Annotated in this window: 15 protein-coding genes and 1 tRNA gene; 12 read left to right on the forward strand and 4 right to left on the reverse strand. The window is 63.6% G+C overall.

All coding sequences use genetic code 11. The features are described from left to right. Window positions 1-60: 60 nt before the first annotated feature. The 9 genes from hemC (at window position 61) to CLU85_RS17085 (ending at window position 7,536) form a co-directional block, all read left to right on the forward strand. Window positions 61-1,002, forward strand: a complete 942-nt coding sequence (gene hemC / locus CLU85_RS17050; RefSeq protein ID WP_100411306.1) for a hydroxymethylbilane synthase — start codon at window positions 61-63, stop codon at window positions 1,000-1,002. An 11-nt stretch (window positions 1,003-1,013) separates the two neighbouring features. Further along, complete coding sequence (locus CLU85_RS17055) at window positions 1,014-1,829, forward strand: uroporphyrinogen-III synthase (protein ID WP_100411307.1); 816 nt, start codon at window positions 1,014-1,016, stop codon at window positions 1,827-1,829. Further along, window positions 1,826-2,953, forward strand: coding sequence for a uroporphyrinogen-III C-methyltransferase (locus CLU85_RS17060; protein ID WP_100411308.1), 1,128 nt, complete (start codon window positions 1,826-1,828; stop codon window positions 2,951-2,953). The genes CLU85_RS17055 and CLU85_RS17060 overlap by 4 nt, the downstream gene beginning before the upstream one ends. Window positions 2,954-2,964: 11 nt before the next feature. Continuing rightward, complete coding sequence (locus CLU85_RS23045; RefSeq protein ID WP_157803983.1) at window positions 2,965-3,105, forward strand: hypothetical protein; 141 nt, start codon at window positions 2,965-2,967, stop codon at window positions 3,103-3,105. Window position 3,106: 1 nt separating this feature from the next. Further along, window positions 3,107-4,384, forward strand: a complete 1,278-nt coding sequence (locus CLU85_RS17065) for a heme biosynthesis HemY N-terminal domain-containing protein (protein WP_100411309.1) — start codon at window positions 3,107-3,109, stop codon at window positions 4,382-4,384. 358 nt (window positions 4,385-4,742) lie between these two features. Continuing rightward, complete coding sequence (locus tag CLU85_RS17070) at window positions 4,743-5,318, forward strand: cytochrome b (protein ID WP_100411310.1); 576 nt, start codon at window positions 4,743-4,745, stop codon at window positions 5,316-5,318. Window positions 5,319-5,375: 57 nt separating this feature from the next. Beyond that, on the forward strand, window positions 5,376-5,951 hold the full coding sequence (locus tag CLU85_RS17075; RefSeq protein WP_100411311.1) for a YceI family protein: 576 nt from the start codon (window positions 5,376-5,378) through the stop codon (window positions 5,949-5,951). Window positions 5,952-6,115: 164 nt separating this feature from the next. After that, a complete protein-coding gene (locus CLU85_RS17080) occupies window positions 6,116-6,697 on the forward strand; it encodes a YceI family protein (protein WP_100411312.1) in 582 nt (193 codons plus the stop codon). 215 nt (window positions 6,698-6,912) lie between these two features. Beyond that, window positions 6,913-7,536 (forward strand): VOC family protein, encoded by a 624-nt coding sequence (locus CLU85_RS17085; protein WP_100411313.1) that lies wholly within the window; start codon window positions 6,913-6,915, stop codon window positions 7,534-7,536. Window positions 7,537-7,715: 179 nt separating this feature from the next. Here CLU85_RS17085 and CLU85_RS17090 read toward each other — a convergent pair whose 3' ends face one another. Then, the gene (locus CLU85_RS17090) at window positions 7,716-9,563 is read right to left on the reverse strand and encodes a M48 family metallopeptidase (protein ID WP_100411314.1); all 1,848 of its coding nucleotides are present in this window, start codon (window positions 9,561-9,563) and stop codon (window positions 7,716-7,718) included. Between the two features lie 366 nt (window positions 9,564-9,929). On the opposite strand from CLU85_RS17090, the gene CLU85_RS17095 reads away from it, so the two are divergent. Further along, on the forward strand, window positions 9,930-12,827 hold the full coding sequence (locus tag CLU85_RS17095) for a valine--tRNA ligase (RefSeq protein WP_100411315.1): 2,898 nt from the start codon (window positions 9,930-9,932) through the stop codon (window positions 12,825-12,827). 100 nt (window positions 12,828-12,927) lie between these two features. After that, window positions 12,928-13,815 carry a UTP--glucose-1-phosphate uridylyltransferase GalU gene (galU, locus tag CLU85_RS17100; protein ID WP_100411316.1) on the forward strand — a complete coding sequence of 296 codons (888 nt, stop codon included), beginning with the start codon at window positions 12,928-12,930 and terminating at the stop codon, window positions 13,813-13,815. Window positions 13,816-13,899: 84 nt separating this feature from the next. Here the strand turns inward: galU and CLU85_RS17105 are convergent, their stop codons facing one another. The 3 genes from CLU85_RS17105 to cysM form a co-directional block, all read right to left on the reverse strand. Next, entirely contained in the window at window positions 13,900-14,127 is a 228-nt protein-coding gene (locus tag CLU85_RS17105; protein WP_100411317.1) for a sulfurtransferase TusA family protein, read from the reverse strand. 5 nt (window positions 14,128-14,132) lie between these two features. Beyond that, entirely contained in the window at window positions 14,133-14,702 is a 570-nt protein-coding gene (locus CLU85_RS17110) for an NUDIX domain-containing protein (protein ID WP_100411318.1), read from the reverse strand. A gap of 89 nt (window positions 14,703-14,791) precedes the next feature. Next, a complete protein-coding gene (gene cysM, locus CLU85_RS17115) occupies window positions 14,792-15,694 on the reverse strand; it encodes a cysteine synthase CysM (RefSeq protein WP_100411319.1) in 903 nt (300 codons plus the stop codon). A gap of 39 nt (window positions 15,695-15,733) precedes the next feature. Here cysM and CLU85_RS17120 point away from each other — a divergent pair. Continuing rightward, a tRNA-Leu gene (locus tag CLU85_RS17120) sits at window positions 15,734-15,818 on the forward strand. Window positions 15,819-15,875: the final 57 nt, after the last annotated feature.

A 15,875-nucleotide genomic window follows, 5' to 3' on the forward strand; every position in this document is an offset into this window, starting at 1 on the left:
CCCAGTGCGGGCGCATGCTAGCATCCTGAGCCCCTGAATAATTACAAACAGGTTACGAACTTGAGCGCCTTGCAAACACCCCCCATCGTCATCGCCACACGCGAAAGCCGCCTCGCGTTATGGCAGGCCGAGCATGTCAAAGCGCTGCTCGAGGCCCGTGGCCACAGCGTGCAACTGCTGGGCATGACGACCAAGGGCGATCAGATCCTGGACAAGTCGCTCAGCAAGGTGGGCGGCAAGGGCTTGTTTGTGAAAGAGCTGGAAGTGGCGCTGGAAGAGGGCCGCGCCGACATCGCCGTACATTCGCTCAAGGACGTGCCCATGGAGCTGCCCGAGGGTTTTGCCCTGGCCTGCGTGATGGAGCGCGAAGACCCGCGCGATGCGTTTGTCTCACCGAACTACCCGAACCTGGATGCCCTGCCACAAGGTGCCGTGGTGGGCACCTCCAGCCTGCGCCGCCAGGTGCTGCTGCAAGCCCTGCGGCCAGACCTGAAGATCGAACCCCTGCGCGGCAACCTGGACACCCGCCTGCGCAAGCTCGACGAAGGGCAATACGACGCCATCGTGCTGGCGGCAGCGGGCCTCAAACGGTTGGGCCTTGAAAGCCGCATCCGCGCCACCTTCGACCCCACCGCCATGCTGCCCGCGGCGGGCCAGGGCGCCTTGGGCATCGAGGTGCGCAGCGACCGCCAGGACCTCATCGACGCACTGGCACCCCTGGCGCACCACGCCACCTGGCTGACCGTGGCCGCCGAGCGCGCCGTGAGCCGCGCCATGGGCGGCAGCTGCTCCATGCCTTTGGCAGCACACGGCGTACTGGCCGGCGGTGTGTTGCAGCTTGACGCGGCCTGGGGCGACCCCGACGGGCAAACGCCACTGGTGCGCGCACAGGCCAACGCCCCCGTCACAGCGCTGACGCAGGCCGAGGCTCTGGGCGAAGCGATTGCCCAGCGCCTGCGTTCCGGTGGCGCCCGGGGCGTGGCCCCGGCGCATAACGCCTGATTGCACACGTGATGGCCCGGGTCATCGTCACGCGGCCCGCCCGCGAGGCGGACCATTGGGTAGGGCTACTGCAAGCGCGGGGCATCCATGCCGTGGCACTGCCACTCATCGCCATTGGCCCCAGTACCGATCCCATTGCGCAGCAAGCGCTTCACACGGCCTGCGCGCAGCGGGACCAGTACCGCGCTCTGATGTTTGTCAGCGGCAACGCCGTGGTTCATTTTTTTGCACCAAATCACCCTCTCGCGCCCGACTATCCATCAGTAGCAGCTATAAAAACAAGAGCATGGGCGCCCGGTCCTGGCACAGCGCGCGCGCTGGAGCATGCGGGAGTCCCCCGCGAGCACATCGACGGCCCCGCTCCCGACGCACCGCAGTTCGACTCCGAATCCCTGTGGCGGCAGGTTGCCCCCCAGATACGGCCGGGGGACCGCGTGCTCATCGTGCGGGGCCGATCGGCCACACCACAGAGCGCACATGAAGCCACCCAGGGCACGGGCCGGGACTGGTTGGCAAGGCAGATCGAAGCGGCCGGTGGGCAGGTAGAGTTTGTGGTGGCCTACGAACGGGGTGCGCCCCGGCTCACGGAGGCCGAGGTGGCGTTGGCACAACAGGCGGCACAGGACGGGTCTTTCTGGTTGCTGAGCAGTTCCGAAGCCGTCGGCCACCTGGCGCAAGCCCTGCCCGCCCAACACTGGGGCACCGCCTGCGCCTTGGCCACCCACCCGCGCATCGCTGACGCCGCCCGGGCGGCAGGCTTTGGCACCGTAAGGGAATGCCGTCCGTCATTGGAAGATGTGGTGGCCTCGATAGAATCGGCCGCATGAGTTCTGTGCCCCCCCACGATCCGTCCCACGCGCCCCCGGCCGCACCAGCAAACGCGCCCACCAGCAGCGCCGTGCCAGCCCCTGGGACACTGGCTGCGCCTGCCGCCACAGGGCGCAGCGGCCTGGTCACGGTGTTGCTGGGTGCCATGGCCGCCGGTGCACTGCTCAGCAGCGGCATGTTGTGGCAAAAGCTCAGCGCCATCCAGGAACAACTGGCCCGGCAATCCGCAGATTCAGGTGCGCTGGCCATCGAGGCCCGCAGCATGGCCCGCCAGGCCGAAGAACTGGTGCGCGACACGGCAGCGCGCCTGTCAGTGGCCGAAGCCCGCGTGAGTGAAGTGGCACTGCAGCGCAGCCAACTCGAAGAACTGATGCAAAGCCTGTCGCGCTCGCGCGACGAGAACTTGGTGGTCGACATCGAATCGGCCGTACGGCTTGCCCAGCAACAAGCACAGCTCACCGGGAGCCTGGAGCCCCTGGTGGCCGCGCTCAAAAGCGCCAACCAGCGCATTGAGCGCGCCGCGCAGCCGCGACTGGCTCCGGTACAACGCGCCATCGGCCGTGACTTGGACCGCCTGACCCGCGCCACCGTGACCGACACCGCCGGCCTGCTGGCGCGGTTGGATGACCTGGTGCGGCAGGTGGATGAATTGCCGGTGCAAAACGCAGTCGCCCAGGCTGCCGCCACAAAACGCCTCACAGCCCCCCCCAATGCACAAGGTGCCAAACCCGCCAACCAGGGCGACCTGGCCTGGTGGGAGGCCGCCTTGCAGCGCAGCTGGGAAGTGGTGCGTGACGAGGCCCGTGGCCTGGTTCGCGTGAGCCGTATCGACCAGCCAGAAGCCATCTTGCTGGCCCCCGAACAGACGTTCTTTTTGCGCGAGAACCTCAAGCTCAAGCTGCTCAATGCGCGCCTGGGCGTTCTGGCCCGCCAGTTCGAGTCGGCCCGTGCAGACCTGGCTGCCGCCACAGCCGCGCTGAACAAATATTTCGACCCCGCTGCGCGCCGCACGCAAAACGCGGCCTCGATCCTGCAGCAGGCCCAGGCCAGCATGAAGGCGGCGGAGCTGCCGCGCCTGGACGAAACCCTTGCGGCGCTGGCCACAGCAGCCGCTGGACGGTGAGGATGATGGTCATGCCCCCACTGAGCCGCTGCACACCCAACCCCTCGCGCGGGCCGACACAGCCACTGCGGGGTGGCCCTGGCTCGGCATCCCGTGCCTGGGCTGCGCCCGTATTGCAGGCCACCGGCGCACGCGGCGCATCGGACCACTGATATGCGTGCTGCACTTTGGCTTCTGGCGTTATTTGGTGTGGCGGTGGCTGCTGCTTTGTTTGCCGGCAACAACCAGGGCACCGTCACCCTGTACTGGCCGCCCTATCGCATCGATTTGTCGCTCAACATGGTGGTGCTGCTGCTCGTGGGCAGCTTTGTCACCATCTACGCGGCGCTGCGCGCCCTGACGGCGCTGCTGGAACTGCCACACCAGGCCCGTCGCTGGCGCGTTCAGCAAAAAGAGCGCGCCATGCATGGCGCCCTGCTCGACGCACTGACACACATGCTCGGTGGCCGTTTCATCCGTTCACGCAAAGCGGCGGTGGCGGCACTGTCGCAAGAACACGCACTGGAAGCTGGCGGTGATGCCGTGCCCCATGGCAAACAACTGCGTGCGCTGGCCCACATGATTGCGGCTGAGTCGTCACACGCCTTGCAGGACAGCCCCACACGTGAACGCCATTTGCAGGACGCCCTGCAGGAAGCGCCTATGCGTGGCACCGTGAACGAGCAGGAAATGCACGAAGGCACGCAGATGCGCGCTGCCCGCTGGTCGCTGGACGACCGCGATGCAGGCGCCGCACTCGACCGCCTGGCCGCACTGCCCCAGGGTGCAGCGCGGCGCACCTTGGCCCTGCGCATCAAGCTCAAGGCCACCCGGCTGGCACGACAGACCCAAGAGGCGCTGGACACCGCGCGCCTGCTGGGCAAACACCGTGCGTTCTCACCCGCTGCGGCCCAAAGCATCGTGCGTGGTCTGGCCACCGAACTCATCAACAGCGCACACGACACCGCACAGCTTCAGCAAATCTGGCTGTCTCTGGAAACCTCCGAGCGCAACATGCCCGAACTGGCCATCCATGCCGCGCAGCGGCTGGCCACCTTGGGCGGCGACGCCACGCAGGTGCGTAGCTGGCTGCTGCCCGTGTGGGAGCGCATGGTGGACCTGCCCAATGCGCTGCCAGAGCACCACGCCCTGAAACTTGTGCGCGCCCTTGAATCGGGTCTGGATGCACTGGATGGCCCCTGGCTGGTCCGCATTGAGTCGGCCCAGCAGGCCAACCCACGCGATGCCCGCCTGCAGTACCTGGCGGGCATGGCGTGCCTCAAGAGACAGCTTTGGGGCAAGGCCCAGCAGTTGCTGACCCAAGCCGCCCACCAGCTGTCTGATGCCCCGCTTCGCGCCAGCGCCTGGCGCCATCTGGCCGAACTGGCGGAGCAACGCGGCGATCAGGGCACTGCCGCCACCGCATGGAAACAGGCAGCACTGGGTCGATGACCCCCGGCACCAAGGGCCTCACAGCCTGACCACCCTTGTGCGGGAAAGGCCCCCGCCCAGAGGGCCATCGGCACACCGTCACACCAACAGCTCCTGCGGCGCCACAACCTGGCGCAGTGTGGCCTGGCGCGCCTCCCGTTTGTGCACCAACCAGCGGCAGCCCCTGCAAATACCGCACAGCATTGGGGAACTTTGAGCGCTCAAGGCCTATCAATTCATTTTTTTTGAATTGAAGCGTCAATCTGCCTGAAGCCGAACCCGGCCACGGCTTCCTACACTGGTTCATCGCTGAACTGCCTGCATGCCTTGGCCTGCGGCCCCAGTGCCTTCCCCTTACCGAACTGCCCACGCCTTTTTGATGACTGTCTCTGCCACCGCCACTGCGACCACCCCGCGCCGCTACACACGCACCGCCATGCTTTTGCACTGGGTGCTAGGCCTCGCGCTGATCGGTCTGTTTGGCGTCGGGATCTACATGGCCGATCTGCCGTTTTCACCACAGCGCTTGAAGCTCTACAACTGGCACAAATGGGCAGGCGTGACCATTCTTGTGCTGTCGGCGCTGCGCCTTGTATGGCGCGCCACACACCGCCCGCCCGCCCTTCCTGGTTCGGTTGAAAACGCCATGCCCGGCTGGCAGAAGTGGGCGCACCACGGCACCCACCACCTGCTCTATGCGCTGTTCTTTGCGGTCCCGCTGGTTGGCTGGGCCTACAGCTCTGCGGCGGGTTTCCCCATCGTGTTCCTGGGGCTGTGGCAATTGCCCGACTTTGTCCCTGCCAGCAAGGAGCTGGCAGAGGCCATCAAGCCCTGGCACCAGTACACGGCCTTTGCCCTGGCCGGATTCGCGGTGTTGCACATCGCCGCCGCGCTCAAGCACCATTTTGTGGACCGCGATGGCCTGCTGGCCCGCATGCTGCCCGGCCCGCGCTGAGTGGCCCGCGCAGGCCGCTGTTTCTCATTTTTTCGACATGTGTTTTCTGGAGTTTTCATGAACGTGCTTTCGACCTTCTCCCGTGTTGTGCTGGGCTCCGCCCTGGTGCTGGGCGCCCACGCAGCGCTTGCCCAGCAGCAGCTGGTGCCCGCCCAGAGCGAGGTGCAGTTCACCGCCCGCCAGATGGGCGTGCCGCTGGAAGGCCATTTCAAGAAGTTCAGCGCCCAGGTAGCGTTTGACCCCACCAAGCTGGCGAGCAGCAAGATCGCCTTCACGGTCGATACGGGCAGCGCCACGCTGGGCTCGCGCGAAACCGATGCCGAGCTGCCCAAGCCCGTCTGGTTCAACGTGCCCCAGTTTCCCCAGGCCCAATTCGTGTCGTCCAGCATCAAGGCGCTGGGCAGCGGCAAGTTTGACGTGGCGGGCACGCTCACCATCAAGGGCAATGCCCAGAATGTGGTGGTCCCCGTGACACTGACCCAGGCCGGCGCCACCACCACAGCCACCGGCGCACTGCCCATCAAGCGCCTGACCTTCAAGATCGGTGAAAACGAATGGGCAGACACCTCGATGGTGGCTGACGACGTTCAGGTCAAGTTCAAGCTGGCGCTGACCGGCGTTGGCAAGCTCTGAGCGCCTTTCACGAACCGGTGCAGGCCTCTCTCTGCCTCCGCGCCCTGCAAAGGGGTTGTTGGCCACACCAGCTGGTCCCTTCTTGTCCCGATCCCGGCTGGTGCCCCGGCACCGCCTTCTCGATTTCCCCGTTCTCCATCCCTTTTTGATTTTCAGGAGTTTCCATGCGCAAGTCCCTCTTCGCCCTGGCCGCCGCAGCAGCCACCCTGCTGGTTGCTGGTGCCGCACAAGCCCAATCGGCCAACTACGCCATTGACCCGACCCACACGTTTGCGTCGTTTGAAATCAGCCACTTTGGCGCCGCCGTGAACCGTGGCCGCTTCGACAAGAAGGAAGGCACTGTGCAGCTCGACAAGGCAGGCAAGACCGGCAAGGCAGAGGTCACCTTCGACATGACGTCGATCAACACCGGCACGGCTGCTTTTGACAAGCACCTGCAAAGCGCCGATCTGTTTGACGCCGCCAAGCACCCCACGATGAAGTTCGTTTCCAGCAAGTTCGTCTTCAACGGCGACAAGGTGGCCAGCGTGGAAGGCCAGCTCACCTTGCTGGGCAAAACCGGCCCCGTGACGCTGAAGGCCAACCAGTTCAACTGCTACGACAGCCCCATGCTCAAGCGCGAAGTGTGCGGCGGCGACTTTGAAGCCACCATCGATCGCACCCAATGGGGCATGAACTACGGCGTGGAATGGGGCTTCCCCAAGAACGTGCGCCTGGTGGTGCAGATCGAAGCCGTCAAGCAGTAATCCAGACGGGATTCAGACCAGGGCGCCCTGTGCGCCCCGGCAAGCCACCCAGGGCAGCAATGCCAGGGTGGCTTTTTCTTTGCGGCCATCGCCCCGAGACCCGCCACGGCGTGTGGCGTGCAGCATAAGAAACACCGTGCAAGCGATTAGAAAATTAACTTAACGTAAATCAATTACGAATAGTAGAATTACTCACCCATCTGAGGAGACCTTGCATGAACGCCGTCCTGAAAAAGCCCGACCTGGCCACCCTGCCCGCACCCGCCGCCGTCCAGCAGCTGCACCACTTCGCCTACAAGGCCCGCGACGCAGAAGAAACGCGCCAGTTTTACGAAGACATCCTGGGCCTGCCCCTGTACCACATCATCCAGAGCGACTACGTGCCCAGCACGGGCGAATACTGCCCCTACACACACTTCTTCTTTCGCCTGCAGGACGGATCGTTCATCGCCTTCTTCGACCTGGGCGACGACGTGAAGGCCGAGCCTTCGCCCAACACGCCGCTGTGGGTCAACCACATCGCCTTCCGCGTGAACACCGTAGAAGAACTGGAGAACACCAAGCAGCGCCTGGAGGCCCATGGCGTGGAAGTGCTGGGTGTCACCGACCACCACATTTTCAAGAGCATCTACTTCTTCGACCCCAACGGTATTCGCCTGGAGTTGTCGGCCCAACTGGCCAACGAAGAGCAGATGGAAAAAGACAGCACCGTGGCCCACGCCCGCCTGAACGAATGGACGGCGCGCAAGGAGCAATGGCGCAAAGAGCGTGCCGAAGGCAAGACCGCCGAGCCGCTTAAGCCCCAACAGAACGACCGGCCGGAGTTCGTGCGCGCATAGCGCACCAAGGCCCCGCCACACGCAACACGGCCCATTCGCCAGCCGCTGGGTGTACGCACCCGGCGGTGAATGCCGAAGCCGGTGCGCCGCCCGCCAAATAACGATAAAAAACGGTTAAAGCGTTTGATTTATATGCACTACAAGCTATTAAAAATATAGCAAATTAAACCATCAGCCCGTTAGCCCAACTGCTGATGCGCCCGCATCATCTGGTGGCGCTGCCAGTAGTGACCGACCACCGCGTTGAACGGGTCTTTTTCCTTCTTTAGGCCAGACAGTTTGATCTTGGTGGTCTTGGCGCCCAACATGCCCTTTTCAGGATGCGTGACGATGAGGGCATTGCCAAAACTGCTTTCCTTGAACTCCAGGGACTTGACGGCGTCCCAGAACACCGTGGTCTCATCGGCCGAGGTGCGAATACCTTCAATGCTCACCTCCACCGTGTCGGCGCCTTTGAGTGCAAACACCACGGGCGGAAAATACTGGAGCACCAGCGCACGCTCCTGATCATTGGCAGGCTCATAGCGGTAGGCCAGGCTGCGTTCATGGTCCTGCGCAAACTGCTGCTCGCGGGCACTCCATAGGCGCTGCTCGATGCCCTCGGCCGTCAGTATCTCCTGCGCCCAGGTGGCTGTCGGCACGCGCACGGCGATGGCACCGTAATCACGTGCCTTGAGCGCCATGCCCACATGGCGCAGGCGCTCGGGCATGGCCGGGTGCGAGTCAAAGGGATGTGGCACGTTGGCCGTTTTCATGGCGGCCAGAAAATCGTCCGACGTAGCGTATGACGCCAACCCCTGGGCCACAAAACCCGCAATACCCAAGGTGTGGTCATGCCGTTGGTCGCGCCCAAACAGTTCATCCTCGATCTTGTGGCGATATTGGGCGTAGGCCGCAATCTTCACCAGCGACTGCGCAATGGCGGCCGGAGACACCAGCTTGGCCGCCATCCGATCGGCCTTGAACTCGCGCTCGCGGCTGTCGCGCGCCAGCGCGATCTCGAAGATGGTGCGGTACAGGTCCAGCAGCGGCGACACCACGGCCGTGAGACCGCCAGAGCGCATGGCGTAACGGTAGTGGTCAAACTGCACGAGCTTGGGGCCCAACCGGGCGCTGCGTTGCGTGTCGCCTCCGCGCAGGTGAGCCAACTCGTGGCCAAACACGGCATCCGCCTCGGCCTGGTCGAGGATGCGCAAAAGGGGCAGGCTCACAAAGAGCGTGCGGCCTGTGAGCGTCTGGTTGCCCACGGTCAGCGGGGCTTCCGTGACGAAGAAGTTGGCGTCAATGCCCGCAACGATGTGCTGGGGCGGATCGGTTTTGAGGCGCTGGGCCATGTGGCGGATGCGCTTCCACAGCAGCGGAGCATCGGTCTCGGACACCAATTCACCCACGGCCTGGCTGTCCGACTGCACCCGCTTGAAGATACCCGCCACCGCCACCAGCACGCCGGCCGCTACGGCCAGCCCCACCACGATGATGAGTTTGGGTGAATACTTGTGAAAGAACACTGCCGTCACCCAGAACGACAACCACACCGCCATACAGCCCTGCAGCACAAGGGCCGCAGCGCTGGCCACCGTGGTCAGGCGCCAGCCAGTGACGAAGCTCGCGTACTGCAGCGTGCGGTCGGCAAAGGCCAGGCCTGCCAGGCCCAGAACGGCCATCAACAACACGGCGCTGGCCACCAGGGTCTCCCGTGACACCTTGCGGGCCAGGTCGAACTGCCAGGCGTCAGAGAACCGATCGCACAGGGCCTCGCGGTAGTCCTGCGCCGCAGGGTCCGTGCTATTGCAGATGGCGGACGGGGGGTTATTGCGGTAGTAGTCCTTGCGCGCCTGCTTCTCGGCGGGCTGTGTGCCTTTTTCAGCATCGATGCGCTGGCCGATACCCTGGACAAAGCGGGCATCCTGGTCACGCTGGGCGTAGCCCGCGAACACATAGGTCACCGCAGGGACCAGAAAAAGTGAGAGCAGCGCATACACAAAGACCTTGGCCAGGCCCACTCGCAAGGCAGATGGAAACGTCATGGGGTTCGGATGGCTGTTGTGGCCCCGCCAGCGGCACGCAAGGCACCAGGGCCGTGTTGTGTCCGCGTTGGCGCATGCCGTTGTTGTAGATGGCGATCCGGCGAACACAGATGGAGCCCGGTCCGCGTTGCCGCGTCCTCCTCGCTCCATGGGCCGCGATTATTGGTGCGCAAGGACGGGCTCGCCGAGGCACAAGGTAACCATTGGATAGAAGCGCCCGACAGACGGTCGTGCACGGGCCCACACGCTGGCGCCCAGGCTCGCATGAACGCGATGGTGGCGCGGCCTCATGCTCCCTTAAAATGGCGGGTTCACCCTCTTGTCCGTCGATGTGCCCCAGCGGCTACATCCACCACTGCCACACCCATGAGCACGCCCCAACCACAACCTGGCCTCGAAAGCCTGTCCAAGTCCTTTGAACCTGCTGCGCTGGAAGCCCACTGGGGCCCCGAATGGGAAAAGCGCGGGTATGGCACTGCAGGCCACCGTGGCACGGGCCAGCCCAAGGCGGGCGAACCCGCCTTTTCCATCCAGCTGCCACCCCCCAACGTGACGGGCACGCTGCACATGGGCCACGCATTCAACCAGACCATCATGGACAGCCTCACGCGCTACCACCGCATGAAGGGCTTCAATACGGTGTGGGTGCCGGGCACCGACCACGCGGGCATCGCCACGCAGATCGTGGTGGAGCGCCAACTGCAGGAACTTGGCATCAGCCGCTACGACATGGGCCCTACCCCGCCCGAGGCGCGCAAGAATTTTGTGAGCAAGGTGTGGGAGTGGAAGGAAAAGTCGGGGAACACCATCACCACGCAGATGCGCCGCATGGGCGACAGCGTGGACTGGAGCCGCGAATACTTCACCATGGACGACAAGCTGTCCAAGGTGGTGACCGACACCTTCGTGAAGCTGTACGAGCAGGGCCTGATCTACCGCGGCAAGCGCCTGGTGAATTGGGACCCGAAGCTGCAGTCCGCCGTGTCCGACCTGGAAGTGGAGAGCGAAGAAAAAGACGGCTCGCTGTGGCACATCGCCTACCCATTGGCCGATGGATCGGGCAGCCTGACGGTGGCCACCACCCGCCCCGAGACCATGCTGGGCGACGTGGCGCTGATGGTGCACCCCGAGGACGCACGCTACACCCACCTCATCGGCAAGATGGTGAACCTGCCGCTGTGCGACCGCCAGATCCCCATCATTGCGGACGACTACGTGGACAAGGAATTCGGCACGGGCGTGGTCAAGGTGACCCCCGCGCACGACCAGAACGACTACGCCGTGGGCCAGCGCCACAAGCTGCCGATGATTGTGGTGCTGACGCTGCAAGCCACCATCAACGAAAACGCGCCCGCCAAGTACCAGGGCATGGACCGCTTCGTGGCCCGCAAGGCCGTGGTGGCCGACCTCGAAGCCATGGGCGCGCTGGTCGAGGTGAAGAAGCACAAGCTCATGGTGCCGATCTGCACCCGCACCGGCCAGGTGATCGAGCCCATGCTGACCGACCAGTGGTTCGTGGCCATGAGCAAGGTGAGCGACCAGGACCCCACGGGCAAGAGCATCGCGCAAAAGGCCATCGACGCCGTGGCCAGCGGCGAAGTGACCTTTGTGCCCGAGAACTGGGTGAACACCTACAACCAGTGGATGAACAACATCCAGGACTGGTGCATCAGCCGCCAGCTGTGGTGGGGCCACCAGATTCCGGCGTGGTACGACGAAGACGGTAACGTGATCGTGGCCCGCGACGAAGCAGAGGCCCAGGCCAAGGCCCCGGGCAAGAAACTGCGCCGCGACGAGGACGTGCTGGACACCTGGTACTCGTCCGCGCTCGTGCCCTTCAGCACCATGGGCTGGCCCGAACAAGGCGATGCGCCCACCGACGACTTCAACCTGTACCTGCCCAGCAGCGTGCTGGTGACGGGCTACGACATCATCTTCTTCTGGGTCGCCCGGATGATCATGATGACCACGCACTTCACAGGCCGGGTGCCGTTCAAGCACGTGTACATCCACGGCCTGGTGCGCGACGCGCAGGGCAAGAAGATGTCCAAGTCCGAAGGCAACGTGCTTGACCCGGTGGACCTGATCGACGGCATTGCGCTGGAGCCCCTGCTGGACAAGCGCACCACCGGCCTGCGCAAGCCGGAGACCGCGCCCACCGTGCGCAAGAACACGCAAAAGGAATTCCCCGAGGGCATTCCTGCCTACGGCGCCGATGCGCTGCGCTTCACCTTTGCCGCCCTGGCCAGCCTGGGGCGCAGCATCAACTTCGACAGCAAGCGCTGCGAGGGCTACCGCAACTTCTGCAACAAGCTCTGGAACGCCAGCCGCTTCGTGCTGATGAACTGCGAAGGCCAGGACTGTGGCCTGATGGAGCACACCAAGGCCGATTGCGCGCCCGGTGGCAAGGCGCATGGCTACATGGCGTTCAGCCAGGCCGACCGCTGGATCATGTCGCTGCTTCAAAAAACCGAGGCCGAGGTGGCCAAGGGCTTTGCCGAATACCGCCTGGACAACGTGGCCAACACGATCTATGACTTTGTCTGGAACGAGTACTGCGACTGGTACCTGGAAATCGCCAAGGTGCAGATCCAGAACGGCACCGAAGCACAGCAACGCGCCACGCGCCGCACGCTGATCCGCGTGCTGGAAGCCATCTTGCGGCTGGCACACCCCATCATCCCGTTCATCACCGAAGCCCTGTGGCAAACCGTGGCGCCTGTGGCGGGTCTGAAGGGCGAATCGGTCAGCATCGTCCGCTACCCCGAGGCCCAGCCCGAAAAGATCGACGAGGCCGCTATCGCGCACATGGGCCGTGTGAAGGGCCTTGTGGACGCCTGCCGCGCTCTGCGCGGCGAGATGAACGTCTCGCCCTCCACCCGCCTGCCGTTGTACGTGGTCGGTGACACCGACTTCATGCGTGGCGTAGCCCCTGTGCTGCAGGCGCTGGCCAAGCTCAGCGAAGTCAAGGTGTTTGACGAAGACGCCGCCTGGGCCGCCGCCGCGCAGGCCTCACCCGTGGCGGTGGTGGGCGACGCCCGCATGTGCCTCTACATGGAGATTGACGTAGCGGCAGAGAAGGTGCGCCTGTCCAAGGAAATCACCCGCATCGAGGGCGAAGTCACCAAGGCCAACACCAAGCTCGGCAACGAAGCTTTTGTGGCCAAGGCCCCGCCTGCCGTGATCGATCAGGAGAAAAAGCGCATTGCCGACTTTGGCGCCACTTTGGGTCGATTGCGCGATCAGCTGACACGCCTGGGCTGAAACCCACGCAATACTGACCGTTGCACGAAACACGGGGTCGGCCTCTATCACCGGCCCCGTTTCACGCTGGCACTCGACACGCATTGACTGAAGGAGCCCCATGACTGTTGCCACCACCGTCCGCAAAGCCGTTTTCCCCGTCGCCGGCCTCGGCACACGCTTTCTTCCCGCCACCAAAGCATCGCCCAAGGAAATGCTGCCTGTGGTGGACAAACCGTTGATCCAATACGCCGTAGAAGAGGCCTATGCCGCAGGCATCCGCCACATGATTTTTGTGACGGGTCGCAGCAAGCGCGCCATTGAAGACCATTTCGACACCGCCTACGAGCTGGAGGCCGAACTGGAGGCGGCAGGCAAGAAAGAGCTGCTGGAGCTGGTCCGCTCCATTCAGCCCGACGACATGGATTGCGCCTTTGTGCGCCAGCCCCGCTCGCTCGGTCTGGGCCATGCCGTGCTGTGCGCCGAACCGCTGGTCGGCAAAGAGCCCTTTGCCGTCTTGCTGGCCGATGACCTGATGGTGGGGCCTGCCAACGGAGAACCCGTGCTCAAGCAGATGGTGACCGCCTTTCGCCAACAAGGCCGCTCGGTGATCGCCGTGCAGGAAGTCCCCGAAGACCAGGTGCACCGCTACGGCATCGTGGCAGGCGAGCCCGCCGGTGGCCCGCTGATCCGCATTGACCGCATTGTGGAAAAGCCCAAAGCCGACGTCGCCCCATCGCGCATGGGTGTGGCGGGCCGCTACATCCTCACGCCCGGTGTCTTTGACGAGATCCGCCATCAGCAACGCGGCGTGGGCGGCGAAATCCAGCTCACCGATGGCATCGCCCGCCTGATGCAGAACGAGGCCGTGTACGCTTTTCAGTATCAGGGCAAGCGCTACGACTGCGGCAGCAAGGAAGGTTTTCTGGAGGCGACCGTAGAGTTGGCCTTGCAGCACCCACAAGTGGGCAAACACTTCCGCGAATACCTGAAGACCTTGGCGCTGTAACCCACGGTGTGTTCACACCGCTTCAATTTTGATAGCTGCCAGCGCTTATCTAGAAAGCGCTGGCAGCTATTTTTATGGCTATTTCTACCTGCGGCGCAGGATGTGGATGAACTCTTCACCCACGGTCTGCTGCTCCACAAGCTCATTGCCTGTTTGCTTGGCAAACGCCTGAAAGTCGCGCAGCGACCCTTTGTCTGTGGCAACCACCTTGAGCAACTGCCCGCTGGCCATGTCGGCCAAGGCCTTCTTGGCCTTGAGAATGGGCAAAGGGCAGTTCAGGCCCCGGGTATCGATTTCTTTGTGAGCATCCATGGTCGTCAGTCCTTTGGCGGCAGGTCGTCCAGCCCGCGGCGCCGTTCCGCATTTTCCTCAGCGGTAAAAAACACAGGCTCATGCCCCCGGGTGCGCAACCAGTCTGCGAGCGCATACCCGGTGCCCGCTGGCCAGCATTTGAGGTCTGCGAGATCGTACAGCCGGTAGTCCACCAGTTCGGGCGACAGGCGCACATCACCCTCGGCCACGACATGGTAGGCAATGATGACCTGATTCATGCGCAAAAACTCGTACGCCCCCACCAAGGTGGCGGAAAGCACGTCCAGGTTGGTCTCTTCCTTCACCTCGCGCGCAATGCCCTCCTGGGGCGACTCGCCCGCCTCCATGAAGCCCGTGATCAGCGCAAACATCTTGCCCGGCCAGGCGGCATTGCGGGCCAACAGCACCTTGCCGCCAATCTCCACAATCGCCGCCAGCACGGGCGTGGGGTTGTTCCAGTGTGTCCAGCCACAGGCGGGGCAACGCAAGCGCTCTTTGTCGCCGCCATCTTCTGCCAAGGTAATGGGCTGCAAAGAGGTTCCGCAATGGGTGCAGTGTCGGGCTTCGTAGTGCATATACTATTATTTTGATAGCTGCCGGCGCTTATTCATCAAGCGCCAGCACCCAGTTTCATCAAAAAAACGTGCCGAGCAGGCACTTCGCGTCAGGCGGGGAAAACGCCGGTGGACAGGTACCGGTCACCCCGGTCGCACACGATGAAAACAACGGTGGCATTGCTGTCGCGCGCTGCAATCTGTTGCGCCACCCAGCAGGCGCCAGCCGCAGAGATGCCTGCGAAGATGCCCTCTTCTCGCGCCAGGCGGCGGCACATGTCTTCGGCGTTGTCCTGGCTCACGTAGACCAGTTCGTCTACCGTGCTCGCGTCATAAATCTTGGGCAGGTACTCCTGCGGCCACTTGCGGATACCCGGAATACGCGAACCTTCTTCGGGTTGCGCTCCAATGATCTGAATCGCCGGGTTCTTTTCTTTCAGGAAACGCGACACCCCGGTGATGGTGCCCGTGGTGCCCATGGCGCTCACAAAATGGGTGATGCGCCCGCCGGTTTGCTCCCAAATTTCGGGGCCCGTGGTTTCGTAGTGGATACGCGGGTTGTCGGGGTTGGCAAACTGATCCAGCACCTTGCCCTCGCCGCGTTTTTGCATGGCTTCTGCCAGGTCGCGCGCATGTTCCATGCCGCCGCTCTTGGGCGTCAGCACCAGCTCCGCCCCAAAAGCCTTCATGGTCTGCGCGCGTTCAATCGACAGGTCTTCTGGCATCACCAGCACCATGCGGTAGCCCTTGATGGCCGCCGCCATGGCCAGCGCAATCCCCGTGTTGCCCGAGGTGGCCTCGATCAAGGTGTCGCCAGGGCGGATGTCGCCCCGCTCCTCCGCCCGACGGATCATCGACAGTGCAGGCCTGTCTTTCACCGACCCCGCAGGATTGTTGCCCTCCAGCTTGCCCAGTACCACATTGCCCCGCGCCGTGTTGTCCTTGGCCCCAATGCGCTGAAGCGCCACCAGCGGTGTGTGCCCTACCGCGTCTTCAATCGTCGGATATTTCATACGCCCTACTGTGCCATAATTCGGGGCTTCACATATTCTGCCCGGGTGGTGAAATTGGTAGACGCAGGGGACTCAAAATCCCCCGCCGCAAGGCGTGCCGGTTCGATTCCGGCCCCGGGCACCATCTAATGCTGTCAGATAGCATCAAGACGGATCAAACCCGCTACATCTCATAGGTGTA

The sequence above is a fragment of the Acidovorax sp. 69 genome (assembly GCF_002797445.1).
GTDB lineage: Bacteria > Pseudomonadota > Gammaproteobacteria > Burkholderiales > Burkholderiaceae_C > Acidovorax.